Here is a 10,825-nt window from a genome sequence, read left to right on the forward strand (position 1 = left end):
CCTTCTTGAGGGCGGTCGGTAAAGTCCGGACGGCCTTGTGGGCCGTTTGCCGTCAAGAAGGAGATTAACCCGTCGCTCGTCAGGCTGCACCTGCAAGCTTGATTTAGACGCTTCAGCCCTGCATCACCAGCCTGATATCGGCGGCCAGTTCACGCACGCGGTCTTCTTCGGTGTCCCACGAGCACATGAAACGGGCGCCGCCGTTGCCGATGAAGGTGTAGAAGCGCCAGCCGCGGGCGGTCAATGCAGCAATGGCCGGCTCCGACAGCTGCAGGAACACGCCATTGGCCTGCACCGGGAACATCAGCTCCACGCCAGGAATGTCCTTGACCAGTTCGGCGAGCAGTTGTGCACAGCGGTTGGCGTGACGGGCGTGTTTGAGCCAGGCGTCGTTTTCCAGCAGGCCGACCCACGGTGCAGACAGGAAGCGCATCTTCGACGCCAGTTGCCCGGCCTGCTTGCAGCGATAGTCGAAGTCTTCAGCCAAATCATGGTCGAAAAACAGAATCGCTTCGCCCACCGCCATACCGTTTTTGGTGCCGCCGAAGCACAACACGTCAACGCCGGACTTCCAGGTCAGTTCAGCCGGGGAAGCCTTCAGAAAGGCGCATGCATTGGAGAAGCGGGCACCGTCCATGTGCAGATGCAGGCCCAGTTCCTTGCAGGTCGCGCTGATCGCCTTGAGTTCTTCCGGCTGATAGACGCCGCCCACCTCGGTGGCCTGGGTCAGGGTCACGACGCGCGGCTTGGGGTAATGAATGTCCTGACGCTTGAGCGCCACTTCACGAATCGATTCCGGAGTCAGCTTGCCGCCCGCGCTGCGGGCTGTCAGCAGTTTGGAACCGTTGGAGAAAAACTCCGGCGCACCGCATTCATCGGTTTCGACGTGAGCCGTTTCCGAACAGATGACACTGTGGTAACTCTGGCACAGCGATGACAATGCCAGCGAGTTGGCCGCCGTACCGTTGAAGGCGAAGAATACTTCGCAGTCGGTTTCGAACAGTCGGCGGAAATCATCCGAAGCGCGGGCAGTCCATTGATCGTCACCATAAGCGCGTTGATGGCCCTTGTTCGCCTGCTCCATGGCTGCCCAGGCTTCAGGGCAGATGCCGGAGTAGTTGTCGCTGGCGAACTGTTGGCTTTGGTCTGTCATGGCCGATTCCTTATGGGCGATTATGGTGCGCACTGTAGCGACAATATAAGGTTCGGTCATGTGTTGACTGCATGACGCAATTCCCCGTTCAGGAGCACTATGGATCTTTCCAACCCGCCTTTTCTGCCCGGACGCAACAAGGCGCTGGACCTGCTCAAGTGGCTGGCGATGTTGAGTATGGTGCTTGACCACCTTCGCTATGTGGGCTGGTCAGTCGATTTTCTTTACGTGCCGGGGCGTTTTGCCTTTCCCTGGTTCTGTCTGGCCATCGCCGTGAATCTTTCCCGGCGCAGCGCAGCGATTGTGGCCCCGCGGGTGCAATGGCGTTATCTGGGCTGGCTGCTGGCATTTGCCGGGCTGGCGGAGATTCCGTATCGGCTGTTCATGGCTGACGCGACGGTGCTGAATGTGATGCCGACCCTGCTGCTGGGGCTGGTGATTGCTCAGGGCTGGCAGCATCGCAATCCGACGACGCGAGTGATGGCCCTTGTCGCACTGCTGCTGACGGCGATCTTCCAGAAATACCTGATGTTTGGCTTTGCCGGTGTGCTGCTGCCGCTGGTCTTTGTGCTGGTGCTGGAAAAGCGGCTCTGGTATGCGGTGTTCCCGGCGGTCTTTTGTCTGGCGGGTAATGCGTGGTCGCAGATGTTTGCCGGTGCGAGCTGGGGCGATCCGATTTCCATCGGTTCGATAGTCGCCTGCGTGTTGGCGCCTGTGCTGGGCATCGCGCTGCTGCGGGCGAAGCCCGGGTTCGCAGTGATTCCCATGCGGCGCTGGGCCTACGCGATCTACCCGCTGCACTTTCTGCTGTTGCTGGGGTTGCGGATGGTGTTGGGCAGGGGTTGATCGGGAGTGTGCAGTGCGTCCTCACACACTTCTCGTTCCTCACGCTCCGCGTGGGAATGCAGTTCGTGACGCTCTGCGTCACACAGGGGTTCTGCGATGTCAGGTGGATGGGGGGGGGGCGGCTCAGGTCACCTTTTCGCCTCTCGGCGACTCACTTTGAGGGACCAAAGTGAGCAAAGTCCTCGCTCCGGTTTCCGGCCCGACTTCGTCGGGTTCCTTCGCCCTGTCACTGATCCGGGGGTCGCCGCAACGGGCCCTCCATGGCCCGGTGCGGCTAGCCTGGCGTCCTGCCAGGCTACCCCCGGATCAGCGCCAGGACTCAGCCGTCACTAACGTCGCACTCTGCGTCGTCAGCGCCACCGTGGGAGAAAAGCACTTTTGCGGCAGTGGCTGCGGTCTTGACTATCGTGCCAACGCAGAGCATTGGCACGATAGTCATAGTCAGGAACAGCGAGCTCTTGCAGGAGCGAAGAGGTCGGGGCGCTTCGGTATCAGCTGTTGGGCAGCAACCGGCAGGTGATGCTTTTGATGTAGCGCGTTTCGGCGATCGCCGGGTGTACCGGATGGTCCGGGCCCTGGCCGCCGCGTTCCAGCAGCTGGATGTTACGGTCCAGATGGCGGGCGCTGGTCAGGAGGATGTTTTGCAGGTCGTCTTCCGGCAGGTGCATCGAGCACGACGCGCTGACCAGAATGCCGTCCTTGCTGAGCAGGCGCATGGCTTGCTCGTTCAGGCGGCGGTAGGCGCCTTCACCGTTTTTCATGTCTTTCTTGCGTTTGATGAACGCAGGCGGATCAGCGACGATCACGTCGAAACGCTCTTCAGCGGCTTTCAGTTCCTTGAGCGCTTCGAAGACATCGCCTTCGATGCAGGTCATTTTTTCTGCAAAGCCGTTCAGGGCTGCGTTGCGCTCCACGCCATCGAGGGCGAAGGACGACGCGTCGACGCAGGTGACATCGCTGGCACCGAACGCCGCTGCCTGAATGCCCCAGCCACCGATATAGCTGTACAGATCCAGCACACGCTTGCCTTTGACGTAAGGAGCGATGCGCGCGCGGTTCATGCGGTGGTCATAGAACCAGCCGGTTTTTTGCCCGGCCATGACCGGTGCTTCGAACTTCACACCGTTCTCTTCCAGCGCGACCCATTCCGGTACCAGACCGAAAACAGTCTCGACGTAACGATTCAGGCCTTCCGCGTCGCGAGCCGCCGAATCGTTCTTGAACAGGATGCCGCTTGGCTTGATGACCTGAACCAGCGCCGCAATGATGTCTTCCTTGTGGTTTTCCATGGTGGCCGAGGCCAGCTGAACGACCAGAATGTCACCGAAACGATCGACCACCAGGCCCGGCAGCAGGTCGGAGTCACCGTAGACCAGGCGGTAGAAGGGCTTGTCGAACAGGCGCTCACGCAGCGACAGCGCAACGTTGAGGCGATGGACCAGCAGAGACTTGTCGAGCGGCAGCTTGATGTCGCGCGACAGCAGGCGTGCGCAGATCAGGTTGTTGGGGCTCATGGCGACGATGCCCAGCGGCTTGCCGCCCGCAGCTTCGAGGATGGCCTGGTCACCGGCTGCAAAACCATGCAGTGGGGTGGCGGCTACATCGATCTCGTTGCTGTAGACCCACAGATGACCGGCGCGCAGGCGGCGGTCGGCGTTGGCTTTGAGGCGCAAGCTAGGCAGGGACATGACGTCGCTCCTGAAAAAAGAGCGGGATTATAGCGCGTCATCCCGGCGCTGGGCCGGGATGACTGCAATTAACTGACGGAATCTGTCAGGCAGACAGTGCTTCGATCAGTTTGCTGTTGAACGCGGGGATGTCGTCGGGTTGACGGCTGCTGATCAGTTTGCCGTCGGTGACGACTTCCTGATCGACCCATTTCGCGCCAGCGTTGACCAGGTCATCTTTCAGCGTCTTGAAGCTGGTCAGGGTTTTACCTTTTACCAGGCCGGCCGAGATCAACAGCCAGCTGCCATGGCAGATAACCGCCACCGGCTTGCCCGCGGCCTCGATGTCTTTGACGATCTTCTGCGCGTCGCTGTCTATGCGGATGGTGTCGGAGTTCTGTACTCCGCCCGGCAGCACCACACCGTGGTAGTCACTGGCATTGGCAGCCTTGAAGGTGCCATCAATCTTGAAGTCATCGGCCGGTTTGTCGTGATTCCAGCCTTTGACCTTGCCCTCTTCAGCGGAAAGGATTTCCACGGTGGCGCCTGCTTGCTCCAGCGCTTCTTTCGGACCGGTCAGTTCAACCTGTTCGAAACCGTCGGTTACAAGAATTGCTATGCGTTTGCCAGTCAATGCTTTAGACATGGGATCCTCCAGTGTCGGGCTTAAAAGTAGCGTCTGGCAGGCCGTTTTGCAGCCGCCGTTCACGCCGTTAACACAGAGTCCGAAGCTTCGTACCAGGCAAAGTTCCGAGAATATCTTCGTCTCGGATGATGGACCGTTTCTCCGCAAGGGGTCAGAATCCAGTCATCACCGTGAGTAAATTCCTATGTCCGAAGAGCTAAGCCCAGAACAGATCCAGCAAGCGTTGCAGGGCATCAGTGTGCCCCCGCAGCCGCAAATCATGGTGGACCTGCAGATGGAGCAATACATGCCCGACCCGGACCTGGGGGCGATTGCGCGATTGATCGCGCAGGATCCCGGGTTGTCCGGGGCGCTGTTGAAGATCGTCAACTCCGCCCACTACGGCCTGTCCAACAAGATTGCCTCCATCGACAAGGCGGTAAACCTGCTGGGCAGTCGGACGGTGATCAACCTGATCAACGCGCAGTCGATCAGGGGCGAGATGACCGATGAAACCATCGTCGCGCTCAACCGCTTCTGGGATACGGCGCAGGATGTCGCCATGACCAGTCTGACCCTGGCCAAGCGCATCGGCTCGCAGACGGCAGACGAGTCCTATGCTCTGGGCCTGTTTCACGACTGCGGCATTCCGTTGATGCTCAAGCGTTTCCCCAACTACATGCCAGTGCTGGAAGAGGCCTACGCCAACGCGGGGCCCGATTGCCGCATCGTCGATACTGAAAACAGCGCCTTCGACACCAACCATTCGGTGGTTGGCTATTACACGGCCAAATCCTGGCGTCTGCCTGCGCACATTACCGACGCGATTGCCAACCATCACAACGCATTGGCGATCTTTCAGGACGATACCAGTCGTAATGCCACGCTCAAGAACCTCCTAGCGCCCCTTAAAATGGCCGAGCATATCTGCCAGTCCTATCGGGTATTGGGCAACCAGGACGAGGACCACGAGTGGGAATCCATCGGTGCGCTGGTGCTGGACTACGTGGGTTTGTCCGAATATGACTTTGAATACCTGAGGGAAAGCATTCGCGAGCTGGGCGCGCGCTGATCCGGCGCCGCCCCGGCCTGTCCTTTCTGCACGACCGAGTTGTCCATGCCTGAATTACCTGAAGTCGAAACCACCCGTCGTGGCATTGCGCCGCATCTCGAAGGTCAGCGCGTCAGCCGCGTGATCGTGCGCGACAGCCGCTTGCGCTGGCCCATTCCCGAAGACCTGGACGTGCGCCTGTCCGGCCAGCGCATCGTGCAGGTGGACAGGCGCGCCAAGTACCTGCTGATCCAGGCCGAGGTGGGCACCCTGATCAGCCACTTGGGCATGTCCGGGAATCTGCGTCTGGTCGAGGCCGGGCTTCCGGCGCTCAAACATGAGCATGTCGATATCGAACTGGAGTCCGGGCTGGCCTTGCGTTATACCGACCCGCGTCGCTTCGGCGCGATGCTCTGGAGTCTTGATCCGCATAACCACGAACTGTTGATCCGCCTGGGGCCGGAGCCGCTGACCGATCTGTTCGATGGCGAGCGTCTTTACGAGCGTTCGCGTGGCAAGTCGATCGCGGTCAAGCCGTTCGTCATGGACAACGCCGTTGTGGTCGGGGTGGGCAATATCTATGCGACCGAAGCGCTGTTCGCCGCCGGCATCGACCCGCGCCGCGAAGCGGGGAGTGTGTCCCGGGCGCGTTACCTGAAGCTGGCCATCGAGATCAAACGTATTCTGGCCTACGCCATAGAGCGTGGCGGCACCACCCTGCGTGACTTCATCGGCGGTGACGGCAAGCCAGGGTATTTCCAGCAGGAATTGTTTGCGTATGGGCGTGGCGGCCAGCCATGCAAGGTGTGCGGTACGACGCTGCGTGAGGTCAAACTCGGCCAGCGCGCCAGCGTGTATTGCCCGAAATGCCAGCGCTGAAATACGCATGACAGGGGCTCTGGGCCATTTGCTTAACCCACAGCCCTGTTTATAGTGATGGCACCTTAACTATTTGCTACGCCTGAAGGATCAAGCCATGAGCCCGTTTCGTATTCTCGCTGCCACGCTGGCATTGTTCATCGGCCTGCAGGCGCTGCCGGCGGTTGCCGCCGATGTCACCACAGGCAGCGGCGATCCGGTCTACACCATCCAGAACCCGCCGGCGTTTGCCATGATCGGTGACTTGCTGATTGCCCGCCCTTTGCTGATCGCGGCCACCGTCATCGGCACGGGACTGTTCGTGATCGCTGCGCCTTTTGCGGCGGCAGGCGGCAACCTCGGGGCAACAGGCAAGGCGCTGGTGGTGGATCCGGGCAAGGCAGCCTTCGTGCGTTGTCTGGGTTGCACGGGCGACGGGTACGGCAAGCAGCAGTAAAGACCGTTATCAGGCCTTGCTGGTGATGATCCGGTATTTGTCCATCAACTGCTCTTTGCTCTCGACGTGATTCTCATCCAGGGGGATGCAGTCGACCGGGCAAACCTGCTGACATTGAGGCTCGTCGTAGTGACCGACGCATTCGGTACACAGGTTCGGGTTGATCACGTAGATCTCCTCGCCTTGTGAAATCGCCTCGTTTGGGCACTCGGGTTCGCAGACGTCGCAGTTGATGCAATCGTCAGTGATGATAAGGGACATGAATTGCTCCTGCCGCGGCCGACGCCGGGGCACATTAAAACCAATGCGGCGAATTGTGCCGCATTAGGCTTCGGGATGCACCTTCACATGCAGCGCGTCTAGCGCTTGAAGCGTTCGGTCAGCGCCTGGGCAACTGCAGGGTGAACGAACTTGGTGATATCACCGCCCAACGCGGCGATTTCACGCACTAACGTCGAGGAAATGAACGAGTAGCGCTCCGACGGCGTGAGGAACAGGCTTTCGACGTCCGGTGCCAGCTGACGATTCATGTTGGCCAACTGAAACTCGTATTCGAAGTCCGAGACGGCACGAAGTCCGCGCAGAAAGACATTGGCATTCTGTTCCTTGGCAAAATGCGCCAGCAGGGTCGAAAAACCGACCACTTCCACATTGGGCAAGTGCTTGGTGACTTCGCGGGCCAGCTCGACGCGTTGCTCCAGAGGGAACAGCGGGTTTTTCTTCGGGCTGGCGGCAACCGCAATGACCACTTGGTCGAACAGGCGCGAGGCGCGCTCGACCAGATCTCCATGGCCCTTGGTAATCGGGTCGAAGGTGCCTGGGTACAACACTCGGTTCATCGCGTCGTCCTGGTCGGAGTCCGTTGTGGGACTCGGATGGTATCGCAGCCTTCCCGATGGGCCAAGCTGTGCGGCGGGTATCAAACGTCGTATTGCGCCGATTATCGGCCATGTTTCTACTGAAATCCCTGATTTTGGGGCTATTTGGCGCAGTCACAGCGCCTGGTCGGCGTATGAAAAAGTTTGTAAGGATGACGCTGGTTGATGAGCGAGGTGTCATGCGGATTTTCGGTCCGTCCGGGTGTCGGCCCAGGTCCGTGTGCCTGCGTCGACATAACACTCTCACCGCGACGATTCTGCCACCATTGCAGCATCAGCCTGCGCTAAGATTGCCATCATCTGATCAGCATAGAGTGGTCTGGCCCAGCATGGCACCGCGTACCAAAACCCGTGAACGAATCGTGCAAACCAGTCTGGAACTGTTCAATCAGCAGGGTGAGCGTAGTGTGACCACCAATCACATCGCTGCGCATATGGAAATCTCGCCCGGCAATCTCTATTACCACTTCGCCAACAAGCAGGCGATCATCGCCGAACTGTTCTCCGAGTACGAGGTGCTGATCGGCAGTTTCCTGACCTTGCCAGCCGATCGTGCGCCGACCATCGAGGACAAGCGCGATTACTTCCTGGCGATCATCGACGCCATGTGGCGCTACCGTTTTCTGCACCGTGACCTTGAGCACCTGCTGACGTCCGATGAGGAGCTGGCGCGGCGCTATCGGCGTTTCTCATACCGCTGTCTGATGCAGGCGATGACCATCTATCGGGGATTCATCAAGGCAGGCATCCTGAAGATGGATGAGTCGCAGATCGAGTGGACCAGTCTCAACACCTGGATCGTCCTCACGTCGTGGGTGCGTTTTCTGTGCACCAACCGGGAAAACTCCACGCAGATCAACCAGTCGGCTATTCGACGTGGCGTCTATCAGGTACTTATGCTCGAATCTGTTTTTGTCGCGCCTCAGGCTCGCGAAGCGTTCGATGCACTGTGCGAAACGTTTCACGCGTCGCTGCCCGAGGTTCTGATGTGAATTCCGGGACCGACGAGCAGCCTGCTTGTCAGTTCTCTGCCACGGGAGAGTGTCATGTCCATTGCGCAACTGATCAACCCTGAGCAACTGGCTGAACGCCAGAAAACTCCAGGCCTGGTGATTCTCGATTGCCGTTACGCGCTCGAAGATTCCGACTACGGTCAACGCAGTTACGCCCAGGGGCATATCGAAGGCGCGTCTTTTGCCGATCTGAAGCGCGACCTCAGCGGGACTGTGATCAAGGGCAAGACCGGACGTCATCCACTGCCCGATCCCGCCGCTTTGCTGCAATGCTTTCAGGCATGGGGCATCAACGCCGACAGCGATGTGGTGCTGTATGACGATGGGCCGGGAATGTATGCCGCACGGGCCTGGTGGTTACTGGCGTGGATGGGCAAGCGTGAAGGCGTCTACCTGCTCGATGGCGGGCTGAAGGCCTGGCACGCGGCGGGGCTGCCGTTGAGCCTTGATGCGCCGAATCGTGAACCCGGTCATTTCAGCGGTGAGCCGGACATGTCCATGGTGCTCAGCGGCAGTCGCTTGCAGGGTCGTCTGGGGCGCCCGGAAATGACCCTGATCGACGCGCGCGCCGAAGCCCGCTTTCGAGGCGACGTAGAGCCTATGGATCCGGTGGCCGGGCATATTCCCGGTGCGCAGTGTGCCGCCTGTACCGACAACCTCGGCGCGGACGGACGCTTTTTGCCGCCCGGGCAGCTCGGGCAGCGTTTCGCCGAAAAGCTGCAGGATCGCCCGCCGGAGAGTCTGGTGTCCTATTGCGGTTCAGGTGTCACCGCCTGCCACAACCTGTTCGCCCTGTGTCTGGCTGGCTATCCGCTGGCTACGCTGTATGCGGGGTCGTGGAGCGAGTGGATCACCGATCCTGAGCGTGAAATCGCCACGGGCGCCTGATTCGTTATCAAATCGTGGGCGAGCCTTCGCGCTCCTGAGCGGCGCATAACCACAGCGGGATGCGACGTTCGAGGTAGTAACGCGGAGTGCGAAGCGAGCCTTCGACGAAGCCGACATGCCCGCCTTTGGTGTGCAGTTCGAATTCGGTGCAGGACGACAGTTCGCTGGGTTCGGGCAGGCTGTGAGGGAACACGAACGGGTCGTCGCTGGACTGGATGATCAGCGTCGGCGTCTGAATCTGGCCCAGGTAGTAGCGGCTGGACGCCCTGCGGTAATAATCCGTGGCATCGGTAAAGCCGTGCAGTGGTGCAGTCACCCGGCCATCGAAGTCCCAGAAGGTGCGCATGTTCTCCAGTGAACCCAGCGCGGCGAGTTCGGCCAGCCCCTCGCTGATGCCTTCATGCTGGAACCGATGCTGCTTGTCACGGATATAAGCCAGCATTTCGCGCATGAAGTGCCGCTGATAAACCCGCGAGAAGCCTTGGCCGATACGGTTGGCGCATTCGTCCAGACGAAACGGCACGGACACCGCCACGGCCCCCCGCAAATCACTGTTGGCGCCGGATTCACCCAGGTACTTGAGCAACACATTGCCGCCCAGCGAATACCCCACCGCATAAATCGGAGCCAATGGCCGCAGCGAACGCAAATGGGCGATCACCTCGGCCAGATCCTCGCTCGCCCCGGAGTGATAACTGCGCGACAGCAGGTTGGGCTCTCCCGAGCAACCGCGCCAGTTCAACGCCACACTCGGCCAGCCCTGCGCCGCCATGGCTTTTTGCAGACCGGCGACATAGGGCGAGTTGGACGACCCAGTCAGGCCGTGCAGTACCAGCACCAAGGGTTTATCGGGCTGATCAGGACCATGCCAGTCCATGTCCAGAAAGTCCCCGTCCTGCAACCACAACCGCTCGCGCGTGCGCGCCAGCAACGTCGGCTTGCGCAGCAGCGGCCCCCAAAGCGTCTGCAAATGCGGATTGCCCATGCCGACGGCCGGGACGAATGGATTGGCATGGGACACAAAGGTAGGGCGTGTGGGCACGTGCTTGCTCAACGATCAATTCAGGGGTGACTGGCTATACGTTGCCACTAAGCTGTCCGGGATGTAAGGGGGAAGCGCCGGAATGTATTCATGACACTCTGCATGACCACGAGGACGCAGAGCGTCCAGAACTGCATGCCGACGCAGAGCATCGGCACGATAGTTACAAGAGTCTCGTTCCGCACGCTCCAGCGTGGGAATGCCGTTCATGACGCTCTGCGTCGTCAAGAGGACGCGGAGCGTCCAGAACTGCATGCTGACGCAGAGCATCGGCACGATAGTTACAAGGGTTTCGTTCCGCACGCTCCAGCGTGGGAATGCCGTTCATGACGCTCTGCGTCGTCAAG

General features: G+C 60.0%; 12 protein-coding genes. 6 read left to right on the forward strand and 6 right to left on the reverse strand.

Features of this window, described 5'->3' with window-relative positions:
- Nucleotides 1-112: 112 nt before the first annotated feature.
- Complete coding sequence (locus QRN50_RS01250) at nucleotides 113-1,153, reverse strand: threonine aldolase family protein (RefSeq protein ID WP_032655819.1); 1,041 nt, start codon at nucleotides 1,151-1,153, stop codon at nucleotides 113-115.
- Between the two features lie 99 nt (nucleotides 1,154-1,252).
- Here QRN50_RS01250 and QRN50_RS01255 point away from each other — a divergent pair, with 99 nt between their 5' ends.
- Nucleotides 1,253-1,999, forward strand: coding sequence for a TraX family protein (locus QRN50_RS01255; RefSeq protein WP_003402257.1), 747 nt, complete (start codon nucleotides 1,253-1,255; stop codon nucleotides 1,997-1,999).
- A gap of 491 nt (nucleotides 2,000-2,490) precedes the next feature.
- On the opposite strand, the gene QRN50_RS01260 is transcribed toward QRN50_RS01255, so the two are convergent.
- Together QRN50_RS01260 and QRN50_RS01265 are read right to left on the reverse strand one after the other, a co-directional pair.
- Nucleotides 2,491-3,687 carry a class I SAM-dependent rRNA methyltransferase gene (locus tag QRN50_RS01260; protein ID WP_003393654.1) on the reverse strand — a complete coding sequence of 399 codons (1,197 nt, stop codon included), beginning with the start codon at nucleotides 3,685-3,687 and terminating at the stop codon, nucleotides 2,491-2,493.
- An 85-nt stretch (nucleotides 3,688-3,772) separates the two neighbouring features.
- Nucleotides 3,773-4,312 carry a type 1 glutamine amidotransferase domain-containing protein gene (locus QRN50_RS01265; RefSeq protein WP_003372548.1) on the reverse strand — a complete coding sequence of 180 codons (540 nt, stop codon included), beginning with the start codon at nucleotides 4,310-4,312 and terminating at the stop codon, nucleotides 3,773-3,775.
- 238 nt (nucleotides 4,313-4,550) lie between these two features.
- Here QRN50_RS01265 and QRN50_RS01270 point away from each other — a divergent pair, with 238 nt between their 5' ends.
- From QRN50_RS01270 to QRN50_RS01280, 3 genes are all read left to right on the forward strand, one after another.
- Nucleotides 4,551-5,363 carry an HDOD domain-containing protein gene (locus QRN50_RS01270; RefSeq protein ID WP_172452203.1) on the forward strand — a complete coding sequence of 271 codons (813 nt, stop codon included), beginning with the start codon at nucleotides 4,551-4,553 and terminating at the stop codon, nucleotides 5,361-5,363.
- A gap of 45 nt (nucleotides 5,364-5,408) precedes the next feature.
- Complete coding sequence (gene mutM, locus QRN50_RS01275; protein WP_003372546.1) at nucleotides 5,409-6,221, forward strand: bifunctional DNA-formamidopyrimidine glycosylase/DNA-(apurinic or apyrimidinic site) lyase; 813 nt, start codon at nucleotides 5,409-5,411, stop codon at nucleotides 6,219-6,221.
- A gap of 97 nt (nucleotides 6,222-6,318) precedes the next feature.
- On the forward strand, nucleotides 6,319-6,657 hold the full coding sequence (locus tag QRN50_RS01280; RefSeq protein WP_003411945.1) for a hypothetical protein: 339 nt from the start codon (nucleotides 6,319-6,321) through the stop codon (nucleotides 6,655-6,657).
- 9 nt (nucleotides 6,658-6,666) lie between these two features.
- Here the strand turns inward: QRN50_RS01280 and QRN50_RS01285 are convergent, their stop codons facing one another.
- Together QRN50_RS01285 and coaD are read right to left on the reverse strand one after the other, a co-directional pair.
- Nucleotides 6,667-6,918 (reverse strand): YfhL family 4Fe-4S dicluster ferredoxin, encoded by a 252-nt coding sequence (locus QRN50_RS01285; RefSeq protein ID WP_003316325.1) that lies wholly within the window; start codon nucleotides 6,916-6,918, stop codon nucleotides 6,667-6,669.
- 98 nt (nucleotides 6,919-7,016) lie between these two features.
- Entirely contained in the window at nucleotides 7,017-7,496 is a 480-nt protein-coding gene (coaD, locus tag QRN50_RS01290) for a pantetheine-phosphate adenylyltransferase (protein WP_003348749.1), read from the reverse strand.
- 368 nt (nucleotides 7,497-7,864) lie between these two features.
- Here coaD and QRN50_RS01295 point away from each other — a divergent pair, with 368 nt between their 5' ends.
- Together QRN50_RS01295 and QRN50_RS01300 are read left to right on the forward strand one after the other, a co-directional pair.
- Nucleotides 7,865-8,527, forward strand: a complete 663-nt coding sequence (locus tag QRN50_RS01295) for a TetR/AcrR family transcriptional regulator (RefSeq protein ID WP_011269213.1) — start codon at nucleotides 7,865-7,867, stop codon at nucleotides 8,525-8,527.
- Nucleotides 8,528-8,581: 54 nt separating this feature from the next.
- Entirely contained in the window at nucleotides 8,582-9,436 is an 855-nt protein-coding gene (locus QRN50_RS01300) for a sulfurtransferase (protein ID WP_024659943.1), read from the forward strand.
- A gap of 7 nt (nucleotides 9,437-9,443) precedes the next feature.
- Here the strand turns inward: QRN50_RS01300 and QRN50_RS01305 are convergent, their stop codons facing one another.
- Nucleotides 9,444-10,478 (reverse strand): hydrolase, encoded by a 1,035-nt coding sequence (locus tag QRN50_RS01305; protein WP_032619941.1) that lies wholly within the window; start codon nucleotides 10,476-10,478, stop codon nucleotides 9,444-9,446.
- Between the last annotated feature and the right edge of the window lie 347 nt (nucleotides 10,479-10,825).

This window comes from Pseudomonas sp. MEJ108, assembly GCF_030208985.1.
GTDB classification, from domain to species: Bacteria; Pseudomonadota; Gammaproteobacteria; order Pseudomonadales; family Pseudomonadaceae; genus Aquipseudomonas; species Aquipseudomonas fragariae.